At 71.1% G+C, this 14,842-nt stretch carries 12 protein-coding genes; 10 read left to right on the top strand and 2 right to left on the bottom strand.

The window, feature by feature from the left end; translation table 11 throughout:
• From B7767_RS03410 to recQ, 9 genes are all read left to right on the top strand, one after another.
• A partial coding sequence (locus B7767_RS03410; protein WP_306297932.1) for a molybdopterin dinucleotide binding domain-containing protein occupies positions 1-352 on the top strand: 352 nt, incomplete at its 5' end.
• Positions 349-1,725, top strand: coding sequence for an NADH-quinone oxidoreductase subunit NuoH (nuoH, locus tag B7767_RS03415; protein ID WP_085570801.1), 1,377 nt, complete (start codon positions 349-351; stop codon positions 1,723-1,725). The genes B7767_RS03410 and nuoH, both read left to right, overlap by 4 nt.
• Entirely contained in the window at positions 1,718-2,359 is a 642-nt protein-coding gene (gene nuoI / locus B7767_RS03420; RefSeq protein ID WP_085570802.1) for an NADH-quinone oxidoreductase subunit NuoI, read from the top strand. Before nuoH ends, nuoI begins: the two co-directional genes overlap by 8 nt.
• A complete protein-coding gene (locus B7767_RS03425) occupies positions 2,356-3,198 on the top strand; it encodes an NADH-quinone oxidoreductase subunit J (protein WP_085570803.1) in 843 nt (280 codons plus the stop codon). The genes nuoI and B7767_RS03425 overlap by 4 nt, the downstream gene beginning before the upstream one ends.
• Complete coding sequence (nuoK, locus tag B7767_RS03430; RefSeq protein ID WP_004927567.1) at positions 3,195-3,494, top strand: NADH-quinone oxidoreductase subunit NuoK; 300 nt, start codon at positions 3,195-3,197, stop codon at positions 3,492-3,494. The genes B7767_RS03425 and nuoK overlap by 4 nt, the downstream gene beginning before the upstream one ends.
• Positions 3,495-3,508: 14 nt before the next feature.
• Positions 3,509-5,473, top strand: a complete 1,965-nt coding sequence (gene nuoL, locus B7767_RS03435) for an NADH-quinone oxidoreductase subunit L (RefSeq protein ID WP_085570804.1) — start codon at positions 3,509-3,511, stop codon at positions 5,471-5,473.
• Between the two features lie 5 nt (positions 5,474-5,478).
• Complete coding sequence (locus B7767_RS03440; RefSeq protein WP_085570805.1) at positions 5,479-7,050, top strand: NADH-quinone oxidoreductase subunit M; 1,572 nt, start codon at positions 5,479-5,481, stop codon at positions 7,048-7,050.
• On the top strand, positions 7,047-8,696 hold the full coding sequence (gene nuoN, locus B7767_RS03445) for an NADH-quinone oxidoreductase subunit NuoN (RefSeq protein WP_085570806.1): 1,650 nt from the start codon (positions 7,047-7,049) through the stop codon (positions 8,694-8,696). The genes B7767_RS03440 and nuoN overlap by 4 nt, the downstream gene beginning before the upstream one ends.
• A 174-nt stretch (positions 8,697-8,870) precedes the next feature.
• A complete protein-coding gene (gene recQ / locus B7767_RS03450; protein ID WP_085570807.1) occupies positions 8,871-10,808 on the top strand; it encodes a DNA helicase RecQ in 1,938 nt (645 codons plus the stop codon).
• A gap of 146 nt (positions 10,809-10,954) precedes the next feature.
• Here recQ and B7767_RS03455 read toward each other — a convergent pair whose 3' ends face one another.
• On the bottom strand, positions 10,955-11,893 hold the full coding sequence (locus B7767_RS03455) for a M56 family metallopeptidase (RefSeq protein WP_085570808.1): 939 nt from the start codon (positions 11,891-11,893) through the stop codon (positions 10,955-10,957).
• Positions 11,894-12,060: 167 nt separating this feature from the next.
• Positions 12,061-13,275, bottom strand: coding sequence for a fumarylacetoacetase (gene fahA, locus B7767_RS03460; RefSeq protein WP_085570809.1), 1,215 nt, complete (start codon positions 13,273-13,275; stop codon positions 12,061-12,063).
• A 244-nt stretch (positions 13,276-13,519) separates the two neighbouring features.
• Between fahA and B7767_RS03465 the strand changes: the two genes are divergently transcribed.
• Positions 13,520-14,818, top strand: coding sequence for a DegT/DnrJ/EryC1/StrS family aminotransferase (locus tag B7767_RS03465; protein ID WP_085570810.1), 1,299 nt, complete (start codon positions 13,520-13,522; stop codon positions 14,816-14,818).
• The last annotated feature ends 24 nt before the right edge of the window (positions 14,819-14,842 follow it).

Consider the following 14,842-nt stretch of genomic DNA (forward strand, 5'->3'; position numbering starts at 1 on the left):
GGCCGCCGGGGAGGCCGTGCTCGCCGGGCACCGGCTGCTGCTCGACCACGGTCTCCTGCAACTCGGCGACGAGGCGCTCGCCGGCACCCGGCACGCCGCCCGTGCGCGCGTGTCGGCCGCCACGGCCGCCGAGGCCGGCGTCAAGGACGGCGACCTGCTCGCGGTGACCGGCACCGGTGGAACGGTCCGGCTGCCCCTGGCCGTCACCGAGATGCCCGACCGCGTGGTGTGGCTCCCGCTGAACTCCGTCGGCGGCGGCGTCGCCTCCGGCACCGGGGCACTGCCCGGCTCACTCGTCCGTATCGGCCCGGCGACGCCCGCCGACGAGGCCACCGAGGAGGTGGAGGCATGAGCCCGTACCTCGCCGCTGAAGACCTCTCGATGTTCGGCCGCGACCCCTGGTGGCTGATCGCCCTCAAGGCGGTCTTCTGCTTCGCCTTCCTGATGGTGACCGTGCTGATCTCCATCGTCATGGAGCGCAAGGTCGTCGCCTGGATGCAGCTGCGCATCGGCCCCAACCGGCACGGCCCCTGGGGCATGCTCCAGTCGCTCGCCGACGGCGTGAAGCTGATGCTCAAGGAAGACGTCGTCGTCAAACGCGCGGACAAGGCCGTCTACGTCCTCGCGCCGATCGTCGCGGCCATCCCGGCCTTCATGGCGTTCGCGGTGATCCCCTTCGGCCCGGCCGGCAACGAGGTCTCGATCTTCGGCCAGCGCACCACCATGCAGCTCACCGACCTGCCGATCGCGATGCTGTACATCCTCGCGGTCGCCTCGGTCGGCATCTACGGCATCGTCCTGGCGGGCTGGAGCTCCGGCTCCACCTATCCGCTCCTCGGCGGCCTGCGCTCCTGCGCGCAGATGATCTCGTACGAGATCGCCATGGGCGCCGCGTTCGCCTCGGTGTTCCTGTACTCGGGGTCGATGTCGACGTCGACGATCGTCGCGCAGCAGACCGACCGCTGGTACATCCTGCTGCTGCCGGTCTCCTTCCTCATCTACATCGTGACGATGGTCGGCGAGACCAACCGCGCCCCCTTCGACATGCCGGAGTCCGAGGGCGACCTGGTCGGCGGCTTCAACACCGAGTACTCGTCGATCAAGTTCGCGATGTTCATGCTCGCCGAGTACATCAACATGGTGACCGTCTCGGCCGTCGCCGTGACCCTCTTCCTGGGCGGCTGGCGGGCCCCGTGGCCGGTCAGCACGTTCTGGGAGGGCGCGAACCACGGCTGGTGGCCGATGCTCTGGTTCACCGGCAAGCTCCTTTCGCTGCTGTTCGGCTTCGTGTGGCTGCGCGGCACGCTCCCGCGCGTGCGCTACGACCAGCTGATGAAGCTCGGCTGGAAGGTCCTCATCCCGGTCTCCCTGGTGTGGCTGATGCTCGTCGCCACCGTGCGGGCGCTGCGCAACGAGAACTACGACTTCGCCGACATCGCCCTCTACATCGGCGGTGCCGTCCTCGCCCTCCTGCTGCTGTCCTTCGTCGCCGACCTGTTCCGCGGCAGGGGGAAGGAGGCCGGGCAGCCCGCCGAGGGCCCGCCCGCCTTCGACCCCATGGGCGGCGGGTTCCCCGTGCCGCCGCTGCCGGGACAGGAGCCGCCGCCGGTGCCGCGACGCCGTTCGCGCCGGGAGCGGGAGCTGATTGTCAGTGGTGCCCCCGATACTCAGAGTGACGGATCTCCGGTCGGATCCGCGGATGGAAAGGAGGCGTCCGATGGCTGAGGAGCCCAAGGAGACCAAGCCCGGTTTCCTGAACCCCGTGGCCGGCTTCGGCGTGACCTTCAAGGCCATGTTCAAGAAGCGGCTGACCGAGCAGTACCCGGAGCAGCAGAAGACCACCGCTCCGCGTTTCCACGGACGGCACCAGCTCAACCGCCATCCGGACGGCCTGGAGAAGTGCGTCGGCTGCGAGCTGTGCGCCTGGGCCTGTCCCGCCGACGCGATCTACGTCGAGGGCGCGGACAACACCGACGAGGAGCGTTACTCGCCCGGCGAGCGGTACGGCCGCGTCTACCAGATCAACTACGCCCGCTGCATCCTGTGCGGGCTGTGCATCGAGGCGTGCCCCACGCGCGCGCTGACGATGACCAACGAGTTCGAGCTGGCGGACTCCAGCCGCGCCAACCTCATCTACACCAAGGAGCAGTTGCTCGCCGGTCTGGAGGAGGGCATGGTCGACTCCCCGCACGCCATGTACCCGGGCACCGACGAACAGGACTACTACCGGGGCCTGGTGACCGAGGCCGCGCCCGGTACGGAGCAGCAGGCCGCCCACTCCGAGGGCGAGGCCGTGCAGGAGGCCGCCTCGACCTTCGGCGCGGAGGAACCGGCGTCGGAGAAGGTGATCGGGCGATGACCGGGCAGCTCGCCGCCTACTCCACCTCCACCGGAGAGGCCTTCCAGTTCTGGGTCCTCGGCACGGTCGCCGTGATCGGCGCCCTGTGCACCGTCTTCATGAAGCGGGCCGTGCACAGCGCGCTCTGCCTCGCCGGCACCATGATCATCCTGGCGGTGTTCTACCTGGCCAACGGCGCCTACTTCCTGGGCGTCGTCCAGATCGTCGTCTACACCGGCGCGATCATGATGCTGTTCCTGTTCGTGGTGATGCTGGTCGGCGTCACCGCGGCGGACTCCCTGAAGGAGACCATCAAGGGCCAGCGCTGGCTGGCCCTGCTGTGCGGGCTCGGCTTCGGCATCCTGCTGATCGGCGGGATCGGGAACGCCTCGATCACCGAGTTCAACGGCATCGGCGAGGCGAACGCGGGCGGCAACGTGGAGGGCCTGGCGGCCCTCCTCTTCACCAAGTACGTCTTCGCCTTCGAGATCACCGGCGCCCTGCTCATCACGGCGGCCGTCGGCGCCATGGTGCTCACCCACCGGGAGCGCACCGAGCGCGCCAAGACGCAGCGGGAGCTGGCCGAACAGCGCGTGCGCGAGGGCAGGTACCTGCCGCCGCTGCCGGCGCCCGGTGTGTACGCCCGGCACAACGCCGTGGACATCGCGGGCCTGCTGCCCGACGGCACCCCGTCGGAGCTCACCGTCAGCAAGACGCTGCGGGAGCGCGGCCAGATCCGTGACGTGTCGCAGGAGGCGATCAACGACCTGCGGGCGATGGAGCAGCGCGCGGAGGAGCGCCTGGAGCGCACCGCGATCGACGCGCCGACCTTCAAGCGGACCGAGGAGGCGTCGAAGTGAACCCCGTGAACTACCTGTACCTGGCCGCGCTGCTGTTCACGATCGGCGCCACCGGCGTACTGATCAGGCGCAACGCGATCGTCGTGTTCATGTGCGTCGAGCTCATGCTCAACGCCTGCAACCTCGCGTTCGTCGCCTTCTCCCGGATGCACGGCAACCTCGACGGCCAGATCATCGCGTTCTTCACGATGGTCGTCGCCGCCGCGGAGGTCGTGGTCGGGCTGGCGATCATCGTGTCCCTGTTCCGTTCCCGCCACTCGGCCTCGGTCGACGACGCCAGCCTGATGAAGCTGTGAGGGGCTGCTGAATCGTGGAGAACCTGATTGCGCTGCTGGTGGCGGCGCCCCTGCTCGGAGCGGTGGTCCTGTTGTGCGGCGGACGCCGGCTGGACGCCGTCGGCCACTGGATCGGCACGCTGCTCGCGGCCGTCTCCTTCGCGCTCGGCCTGGTGCTGTTCACCGACCTGCTGGGCAAGGGCGCCGAGGAACGCACCGTCACGCAGCACCTGTTCAGCTGGATCCCGGTGGAGGGCTTCCAGGCCGACGTCGCCTTCCGGCTCGACCAGCTGTCGATGACGTTCGTCCTGCTGATCACCGGCGTCGGCTCGCTGATCCACCTGTACTCCGTCGGGTACATGGAGCACGACGAGCGGCGCCGCCGCTTCTTCGGCTATCTGAACCTGTTCCTCGCGGCGATGCTGATCCTCGTCCTCGCCGACAACTACCTGCTGCTGTACGTCGGCTGGGAGGGCGTCGGTCTCGCCTCCTACCTGCTGATCGGCTTCTGGCAGCACAAGCCCAGCGCGGCGACGGCGGCGAAGAAGGCCTTCCTGGTCAACCGCGTCGGCGACATGGGCCTGTCCATCGCGATCATGCTGATGTTCCTGTGGTTCGGCACCTTCGCCTTCGGGCCGGTGCTCGGCACCCTGGAGGAGCCCGGTCTCGCCGGGCAGGCCGGCGAGGGCAAGCTCACCGCGATCGCGCTGATGCTGCTGCTCGCGGCCTGCGGCAAGTCCGCCCAGGTGCCGTTGCAGTCCTGGCTCGGGGACGCGATGGAGGGTCCGACTCCCGTCTCGGCCCTGATCCACGCCGCGACCATGGTGACGGCGGGTGTCTACCTGATCGTCCGCTCCGCGGCCGTCTTCAACGGCGCCCCGGACGCCCAGCTGGTCGTCACCATCGTCGGCGCGGTCACGCTGCTGTTCGGTGCGATCGTCGGTTGCGCGAAGGACGACATCAAGAAGGCGCTGGCCGGCTCGACCATGTCGCAGATCGGCTACATGGTGCTCGCCGCCGGCCTCGGCCCCATCGGCTACGTCTTCGCGATCATGCACCTGGTGACGCACGGCTTCTTCAAGGCCGGGCTGTTCCTCGGCGCCGGCTCCGTGATGCACGGCATGAACGACGAGGTCGACATGCGCCGCTACGGCGGCCTCAGGAAGTACATGCCGGTCACCTTCGTCACCTTCGGGCTCGGCTACCTCGCCATCATCGGTTTCCCGGGCCTGTCCGGCTTCTTCTCCAAGGACAAGATCATCGAGTCCGCGTTCGCCAAGGGCGGCACCGAGGGCTGGATCCTCGGCGCCTGCGCCCTGCTGGGCGCGGCCATCACCGCGTACTACATGACGCGCGTGATGCTGATGACGTTCTTCGGCGAGGAGCGCTGGCGCAACGCGCCGACGCCGTCCCCGGCCGCGCCGGACGTGGAGCCCGCCGCCAGGACCGGCGGCGAGTACGAGCCGCCCCATCCGCACGAGTCGCCGAAGGTCATGACGGTCCCGATGATCGTGCTGGCCGTCGGATCGGTCGCGGGCGGTGCCTTCTTCAGCATCGGCGACCGCTTCATGCACTGGCTGGAGCCCGTCACCGGCCACGACCACGGTCACGCGCCGATCAGCGCGATGACGGTGACCGCCGCCACGGTCGCGGTGATGGTCATCGGCGTGGCGGTCGCCTGGGCCCAGTACGGGCGCCGTCCGGTGCCGGCCGTCGCCCCGCGCGGGTCGCTGCTCACCCGGGCCGCCCGGCGCGACCTGCTCCAGGACGACTTCAACCACGTGGTCCTGGTCCGCGGCGGTGAGCACCTCACCCGCTCGCTGGTCTACGTCGACCACACCCTGGTCGACGGGGTCGTCAACGGCACGGCGGCCTCCATGGGCGGCCTGTCCGGGCGGATGCGCAGGCTGCAGAACGGCTTCGCGCGGTCCTACGCGGTCTCGATGTTCGGCGGCGCGGCGGTCCTCGTCGCCGCGACCCTGCTGATGAGGGCGGTCTGATACCGATGTCCTTTCCTCTGCTGACAGCGACGGCGGCGCTCCCGGCCATCGGGGCGATCGCCACGGCCGCCGTACCGGCCGCGAAACGCACGGCCGCCAAGTGGCTGGCCCTGCTGTTCTCGCTCGCCACGCTCGTCCTGGCGATCGTCGTCCTGGTGCGGTTCGACCCGGACGGCGACCGCTACCAGCTCACCGAGTCCCACGCCTGGATCGCGGACTTCGGCGTGCGGTACGAGCTGGGCGTGGACGGCATCGCGGTGGCGCTGATCGCGCTGACCGCCCTGCTGATCCCGTTCATCGTCCTCGCGGGCTGGCACGACGCCGACCCGCTGGAGACGGGAAGCAGGAGGTGGCGGCCGACGCAGGGCTTCTTCGCCCTGATCCTGGCCGTCGAGGCGATGGTGATCCTCTCCTTCGAGGCCACCGACGTCTTCCTCTTCTACATCTTCTTCGAAGCCATGCTCATCCCGCTGTACTTCCTCATCGGCGGCTTCGGGGACCGTGCCCACGAGCACGGTGAGGAGACGGCGGCCACCCAACGGTCGTACGCGGCGGTGAAGTTCCTGCTCTACAACCTGGCCGGCGGTCTGATCATGCTGGCCGCGGTGATCGGGCTGTACGTGGTCGCGGGGAACTTCTCGCTGACCGAGATCGCCGAGGCACGGGCGAGCGGCGAGCTGGACATGGCGACGAACACCGAACGCTGGCTGTTCCTCGGCTTCTTCTTCGCCTTCGCGGTGAAGGCGCCGCTGTGGCCGCTGCACACCTGGCTGCCCAACGCCATGCAGGAGTCCACCGCCCCGGTGGCCGTGCTGATCACGGCGGTCGTCGACAAGGTGGGCACCTTCGCGATGCTCCGCTTCTGCCTCGGGCTGTTCCCGGAGGCCAGCAAGTGGGCGACGCCCGCCATCCTCGTACTGGCGGTCGTCAGCATCATCTACGGCGCGCTGCTCGCGGTCGGCCAGCGCGACATCAAGCGGCTGATCGCGTACGCGTCGATCTCGCACTTCGGCTTCATCATCATGGGCATCTTCGCGATGACCAGCCAGGGCCAGTCCGGGGCGACGCTCTACATGGTCAACCACGGCATCTCGACCGCCGTGCTGATGCTGATCGCCGGATTCATGATCTCGCGGCGCGGCTCCCGGCTCATCGCCGACTTCGGCGGTGTGCAGAAGGTCGCCCCGGTGCTCGCGGGCACCTTCCTGATCGGTGGGCTCGCGACCCTCTCGCTGCCGGGGCTCGCGCCCTTCGTCAGTGAGTTCCTGGTCCTGGTCGGCACGTTCACGCGCTACCCGGTGATCGGCATCATCGCCACCTTCGGCATCGTCCTCGCCGCGCTCTACACCCTCGTCCTGTACCAGCGGACGATGACCGGCCCGGTGAAGCCCGAGGTCTCCGCGATGCCCGACCTGCGGGTGCGGGAGATCGCGGTGGTGGCGCCGCTGGTCGTGCTGCTGGTCTTCCTGGGCGTCTACCCGAAGCCCGTCACGGACGTCGTGAACCCGGCGGTGAAGCACACCATGTCCGATGTGGAGAAGAAGGATCCCCGGCCCGAGGTGGAGGCGGCCAAGTGAGCGCAACAGCCGTCCACAGCCTGTGGACAACGGCGGCCGACCCGATCTCGAAGATCGACGCGCCGAAGATCGAATACGGGCAGCTCGCGCCCACCCTGATCATCGTCGGCGCGGCGGTCCTCGGGGTGCTGGTCGAGGCGTTCGTACCGCGCAGGTCGCGCTACTACGCGCAGATGTTCGTCGCCGTGGTCGCGCTCGTCGCGGCCTTCGCCGCGGTCGTGGCGCTCGCCGCGGACGGCTACGGCACCACCAAGGCGGGCATCGCGGCGATGGGCGCCATCGCCGTCGACGGGCCGGCCCTGTTCCTGCAGGGCACGATCCTGCTGACGGCCCTGGTCGGCCTGTTCACCTTCGCCGAGCGCCGGCTCGACCCGGAGGCGCACGGCAACCGGGTGGACTCCTTCGCCGCGCAGGCCGCGTCCGTACCGGGCAGCGACAGCGAGAAGAAGGCGGTCAAGGCCGGCTTCACCACCACCGAGGTGTTCCCGCTGCTGCTCTTCGCGGTGGCCGGCATGCTGGTCTTCCCGGCGGCCAACGACCTGCTGACGCTGTTCGTGGCGCTGGAGGTCCTCTCGCTCCCGCTGTACCTGATGTGCGCGCTGGCCCGCCGCAAGCGGCTGATGTCGCAGGAGGCGGCGGTCAAGTACTTCCTGCTCGGCGCGTTCGCCTCCGCGTTCACGCTGTTCGGCATCGCGCTGCTGTACGGCTACTCGGGCTCGATGTCGTACGCCACGATCGCCCAGGTCGTCGACGGCACCGTCCCGGAGGTCACCCCGGCGCTCGCCGACACCATGGGCAACGACGCGCTGCTGCTGGTCGGCGCCGCGCTGCTGGTCATGGGCCTGCTGTTCAAGGTGGGCGCCGTCCCCTTCCACATGTGGACGCCCGACGTGTACCAGGGCGCCCCGACACCGGTGACCGGTTTCATGGCGGCGGCGACCAAGGTGGCCGCGTTCGGCGCGCTGCTGCGGATCCTGTACGTCGTGCTGCCGGGCCTGCGCTGGGACTGGCGGCCGGTCATGTGGGCCGTCGCCATCGTCACCATGCTGGCCGGCGCGATCGTGGCGATCACGCAGACCGACATCAAGCGGCTGCTGGCCTACTCGTCGATCGCGCACGCGGGCTTCATCCTCGCGGGTGTCATCGCGACCACGCCGTCGGGCATCTCGTCCGTCCTCTTCTACCTGGCGGCGTACTCGTTCGTGACGATCGGCGCGTTCGCGGTGGTCACGCTCGTCCGGGACGCCGGCGGCGAGGCGACGCACCTGTCGAAGTGGGCGGGCCTCGGCCGGCGCTCCCCGCTGGTGGCGGCGGTGTTCGCGGTGTTCCTGCTGGCCTTCGCGGGCATTCCGCTGACCTCCGGTTTCTCCGGGAAGTTCGCCGTGTTCAAGGCGGCGGCGGAGGGCGGAGCGGCCCCGCTGGTCGTGGTCGGTGTGATCTCGTCGGCCATCGCGGCGTTCTTCTACATCCGCGTGATCGTCCTGATGTTCTTCAGCGAGCCGCGCCCCGAGGGCCCGACCGTCGCGGTGCCGTCACCGCTGACGATGACGGCGATCGGGGTCGGCGTGGCCGTCACGGTGGTCCTGGGCGTCGCACCCCAGTACTTCCTGGAGCTGGCGGGCGACGCGGGAGTGTTCGTGCGCTGATCCGGTCCTCACCGGCACGTCGACGACGGCCCGGCACCCTCGGGGGGTGCCGGGCCGAAGTCGTCGGGTGAGCGGCCTGTGGACAACTCCTGGGCTGTCGGTGCGGACCCCTATCGTGGAGGCAGTGGTCGAGGGACGGCTCACGGGGGCACGGTGACGGGCGGTAATGGCGGGATGACAGTGACGGAGAGCGAGGCGCTGGCCGCGCTGCACCGGGTGTTCGGGTACGACGCCTTCCGAGGCGAGCAGGAAGCGGTCATCGAGCACGTGATCACGGGCGGCGACGCCGTCGTGCTCATGCCGACCGGTGGCGGAAAGTCGCTCTGCTACCAGATCCCGGCGCTGGTCAGACCGGGTACGGGAGTCGTCGTCTCCCCGCTCATCGCGCTGATGCAGGACCAGGTGGACGCGCTGCGGGCACTGGGCGTGCGGGCCGGGTTCATGAACTCCACGCAGGACTTCGACGAGCGGCGCGTCGTCGAGGCGGAGTTCCTCGCCGGCGAGCTGGACCTGCTGTACCTGGCACCGGAGCGGCTGCGGCTGGACAGCGCCCAGGACCTGCTCTCGCGCGGCAAGATCTCCGTCTTCGCGATCGACGAGGCGCACTGCGTGTCCCAGTGGGGGCACGACTTCCGGCCGGACTACCTCACCCTCTCGGTGCTGGGCGAGCGGTGGCCGGACGTGCCCCGCATCGCGCTCACGGCGACGGCCACGCACGCCACGCACCGGGAGATCACCGAACGGCTGGGCATGCCGGACGCCCGGCACTTCGTGGCGAGCTTCGACCGGCCCAACATCCAGTACCGGATCGTGCCCAAGGCGGACCCCAGGAAGCAGCTGCTGAGCTTCCTGCGCGAGGAGCACGCCGGGGACGCGGGCATCGTCTACTGCCTGTCGCGCAACTCGGTGGAGAAGACCGCCGAGTTCCTCTCCCGCAACGGCATCGAGGCGGTGCCGTACCACGCGGGCCTCGACGCGGGGACGCGCGCCGCGCACCAGGCGCGGTTCCTGCGCGAGGAGGGCCTGGTCGTGGTCGCGACCATCGCCTTCGGCATGGGCATCGACAAGCCGGACGTCCGGTTCGTCGCCCACCTCGACCTGCCCAAGTCCGTCGAGGGCTACTACCAGGAGACGGGCCGCGCGGGGCGCGACGGGCTGCCGTCCACGGCCTGGATGGCCTACGGGCTCAACGACGTCATACAGCAGCGCAAGCTGATCCAGTCCGGCGAGGGCGACGAGGCGTTCCGGCGGCGGGCGAACCAGCACCTGGACGCGATGCTCGGCCTGTGCGAGACCGTCCGGTGCCGGCGCGGCCAGCTCCTCGCCTACTTCGGCCAGGACCCCGACCCGGCGGGCTGCGGCAACTGCGACACCTGCCTCACCCCGCCGGAGACCTGGGACGGGACCGTCGCGGCGCAGAAGGTGCTGTCCACGGTGGTGCGGCTGCAGCGGGAGCGCGGGCAGAAGTTCGGCGCGGTGCAGATCGTCGACATCCTGTTGGGGCGGCGCACGGCCAAGGTCATCCAGTTCGACCACGACCAGCTCTCCGTGTTCGGCATCGGCGAGGAGCTGACCGAGGCGGAGTGGCGGGGCGTGGTACGCCAGTTGCTCGCCCAGGGGCTGCTCGCCGTCGAGGGGGAGTACGGCACGCTGGTGCTGACCGAGGCGAGCGGGGCGGTGCTGCGGCGGGAGCGGGAGGTGCCGCTGCGCAAGGAACCGAAGAAGCCGGCGACCTCCCGGTCGGGTGGCTCGGGTTCGGGGCGGGGGGAGCGCAAGGCCAAGGCCGCGGCGGCCGAGCTGCCCGAGGAGCTCCAGCCCGCGTTCGAGGCGCTGCGTGCCTGGCGTGCCGAGCAGGCGCGGGAACAGGGCGTCCCGGCGTACGTCATCTTCCACGACGCCACGCTGCGGGAGATCGCCACGGTGTGGCCGACGTCGGTGGGCGAGCTCGGGGGGATCAGCGGAGTGGGGGAGAAGAAGCTGGCGACGTACGGGGAGGGCGTGGTGGCCGTACTGGCCGGGCTGACGGCGCCGGGGGACGGCGGTGCCGGGTCCGAGGATTCGGGTCGCCCGGACGACTGGCCGGACGAGGAGCCGGAGCCTGACGGCTGGTAGCAGCGGCTGGGCGGGGGATGGTTGCGCGGCCCGGCGCTTGCGGGGTGCCTCCCCCACTCTCGGCTTCGCTCGATCGGGGGGACCCCCATGAGCGGGAGGTGCCCCCATCGCCCCTGCGGCACGACTGCCCACAGGGGGCGCCTGCGCTACGGCAGGGCTGTCAGACCCGGGGCGAAGGTGATGAGCAGCGGGACGAGCGGGACCAGGGCGGCCGCGGCGGTGGTCAGGGCCCGGTGGTGGCGGTCCAGGCGGGGCGGGGGCTCCAGGAGGCGGTCGACGCGTTCGCCGAGGAGGCGGTGGCTGGAGGAGCAGGAGAGGACGCCCCGGTGCTGGTTGAGCTCGATCAGCGCCAGCGCCGTGGTCAGGTGGCCGCAGCGGCGGGAGGCCGTGTCGTCGGCGGACAGCTCGACCAGACGGTGGGTCTGGTCGCAGAAGTGCGCGAACAACGGGATGCGGGGGAAGCCGGTGGCCAGCGCGGTGGACAGGTGCAGCAGCCAGTCGTGGCGGGCGCGGGCGTGGCCGCGCTCGTGGGTGAGGACGGCGTCGAGCTGGTGGTCGGTGAGCCGCCGCAGGGCTCCGGTGGTGACGATGAGCTGGGGCGGGCTGCCCGGCATCCACCAGGCGTCGGGGTACTCGTCCTCCAGCACCAGCAGGGGACCGCGGGCCGAGGGCAGGCCGGCGGGCAGGTCGGGGGCGCGTTCCCGTAGATGGGCCCGGGCTCGGGCGCGCCGGCGGCGGGCCTCGACCAGTTCCCGCCCGAGCATGGCCGTCGTCCAGGCCGCCCCGGACGCCAGCAGCACGGTGAGGGCGATGGTCCAGGGCGAGGCGGCGGACAGGTCGTACGCCGCGGTGACCGCGGGCGGGGCCGGGGCGAAGAGCTGGGCGCGGACGGTGCCGAAGACGGCGGCGGCGCCCAGGGCGAGCGCCGTGACGCAGCACAGCAGGACGGTGGCGACCAGGCACTGCCACACCCACAGGGCGACCACCGGTTCCCGTTCCGGCCACTTCGCCCGGGTCAGCGCCCGGGGGACGGGCACGGCGGCCGTCACGGCGACAACGCTCAGCAGGAGCAGGCAGACGGTCATGCCACGGGCTCCGGATCTGTCGGAAGAGGGCGGCTTCGGGTCGTGCTGGGGCGTGCGGGAAGTACGAGGGGAGCGCGGCGCGAACGCACACACCGCCCGACGCCAAGTATGACGGCGAAGGGCGGTGTGAGTCAGGGGCCGGCGGAGATCGGTGAGGGCCGGACGGGTCACACGGCGGGGACCACCCGTCCCGTGACCTCGCCGAGGCCCACGCGGACACCGTCCGGTCCCGGCGCCCAGGCCGACAGCGTCACCACGTCACCGTCCTCCAGGAACGTCCGCTTGCCGTCGGGGAGTTCGAGGGGGTCGCGGCCGTTCCAGGTCAGTTCCAGCAGCGAGCCGCGTTCCCGCTCGGTGGGACCGCTCACCGTGCCGGAGCCGTACAGGTCGCCGGTGCGCAGGCAGGCGCCGTTGACGGTCATGTGGGCGAGCTGCTGGGCGGCCGTCCAGTACATGGTGGAGAAGGGGGGTTCGGAGACGACGTGACCGTTGACGGTGACGGTGATCCGCAGGTCGTATCCGCCGGGTTCCTCGGCCGCGTCGTCCAGGTAGGGCAGCAGCCCGTGCGTGCGCTCCGGCGGCGCGACGCGGGCCTCGTCCAGGGCGTCCAGCGGGGTGATCCAGGCCGACACCGAGGTGGTGAAGGACTTGCCGAGGAACGGGCCGAGGGGGACGTACTCCCAGGCCTGGACGTCGCGGGCGGACCAGTCGTTGAGGAGGCAGAGCCCGAAGACGTGGTCGCGGAAGTCGCCGAGCGGAACCGGCCGGCCCAGCTCGGACGGCACGCCGACCACGAAGCCGACCTCGGCCTCGATGTCCAGCCGGACGGACGGCCCGAAGACCGGGGCGGCGTCCGTGGGCGCCTTGCGCTGGCCCGAGGGGCGTACGACGTCGGTGCCGGACACCACGACCGTGCCGGCGCGGCCGTGGTAACCGATCGGCAGGTGCTTCCAGTTGGGGGTCAGGGAGTCGGCGGCGTCGGGACGGAACATCCTGCCGACGTTCCGGGCGTGGTTCTCGGAGGCGTAGAAGTCGACGTAGTCCGCGACCTCGAAGGGAAGGTGCAGGGTCACCTCGGACAGCGGGTGGAACAGCGGCTCCACGGTCTCCCGGTGCGCCGGGACGGTCACCCACGCCGTGAGCGCCCGCCGCACGTCGGACCAGGCCGTACGGCCCGCCGCCAGCAGCGGGTTGAGGGTCGGACGGGCGAGGAGGGAGGCGTACGGCGAGCCCAGGGCGTGCGCCGCCGCACCGGCGTCGAGGACGTGGTCGCCGAGCCGGACGCCCACGGTCCGCTCCGACGAACCGGGGGGCGAGAAGACGCCGTACGGCAGGTTGTGCGGGCCGAAGGGATCGCCCTCGGGGACATCGAAGGGGGGCATCGGGTGCTGCCTCGCTTTCGTGTGCGCAGGTGCTCCACGTGTCCGTGGCCGTGCCACACGTTACGGGTGACACGGCGGTCTTGGGCAGAGCCGACCTGGTGGCGCCCCCCGCTTCCTCTTACGTACCGGAAGTTATCCACAGAACGGGAGGCAATCTTGACGGAGCGGTGCGAACGGGGCGACTCTGGGCAGGTGCCGGAAGGCCTCGGGGAGGGGGCGTTTCCGAAGGCACACTGGGGGGCGGATGGCCATCGGGGAGGCCGGACCGCGCTCGGCGCGCTCGGGATCGCAGTCGAAACGGCTGGAAGAGACCATGCGCGGCCGGCTCGGCCGGGAATGCGTGTACGTGCCGTCGTGCAGGTTCGGGCTGTTCGTGGCGTTGCGCCACTGGTGCCCGCCGGGCGGCAGGGTGCTGATGTCGCCGGTCAACGACGACGTCATCTTCTTCGTGATGCTGGCGGCGGGACTGCGGCCGGTGCAGGCGCCGTTGAACCCGTTCGACGGGTCCATCGACATCGGCGCCGTGCCCGAGGAGACATGGGGCTCGCTGTCCGCCGTACTGACCACGAACCTGTACGGCAACCCGGACCCGGCGCCGGAACTGCGGGCGCGCTGCGACGCGTTGGGCATCCCGCTGTTGGAGGACGGGGCGCACGCGATCGGCAGCGAGGTCGGCGGGCGGCCGGTCGGGGCCTGGGGCGAGGCCTCCGTCTTCAGCCTTTCCAAGCATGCCGGTGCCCAGGCGGGCGGCATGCTCGCGCTCGCCGACCCGAGCCTGGCCGAGGCGGTGCGGGCCGGCTGCGAGGAGCTGCTCGCCCCGTCCAGGGCGGCGTCCGAACTCGCCTACACCTTACGGCCGTACGCCGAGGCCGCCGTACGGGGGCTGGGGCTGCGGCGGGCCGCCTGGGCGGTGCTGGGAGTGCTGGGGCTGACGGAGCGCGACGGGATCAGGATGCCGCTGCGTCCGGAGGCACTGGCCGCGGCCGTCGGCGCGGCCCCGGACCTGACCGCGCACGATCCCTGGGTCCGCGTCGACATGCACACCTACCGCCTGCGGTCGGGTCCGCTGCGGTTGCGGCGGATCCGGCGCAGGCTCGGACGGCTGGACGAGGTGCTCCGGGCCTGCCGGGACGGCACCGAACTGCTGCTGTCGACCCGGTGGGCCCGGCCGGGGGAGGGGAGCCGGGCGCAGCCGCTGTTCCGGGTGCCGCTGCTGGTGGCGGACCGGGACGCGGCGATCGCGGCACTGGCCCGGCGCGGGATCGTCGTCGGCTACCTCTACGACCCGCCCCTCGACGACTACGCGGGGAGGACCTTCACGGACCCGTCGCCCGCGCCGGAGGCGGCCCGCTGGTTCGCGCGGCACGCGCTGCCGGTGGACCCGCTGCGGGCGGGGGAGGCCGTCGACGTGCTGGAACGGTCCGGTGCCCGGCCGGCCGAACCACCGGAGGACCTGACACGGCCGGGAACACCGGCCGATGAACCGGGGGCGCCGACCCACGAGCCGGGAACACCGGCCGACGGGGCTGGGGCCCGCCCGTGACCGACACCCGGGTGCACGGGCCCG

This window comes from Streptomyces sp. 13-12-16 (assembly GCF_002114215.1).
In the GTDB taxonomy this organism is placed as follows: Bacteria; Actinomycetota; Actinomycetes; order Streptomycetales; family Streptomycetaceae; genus Streptomyces.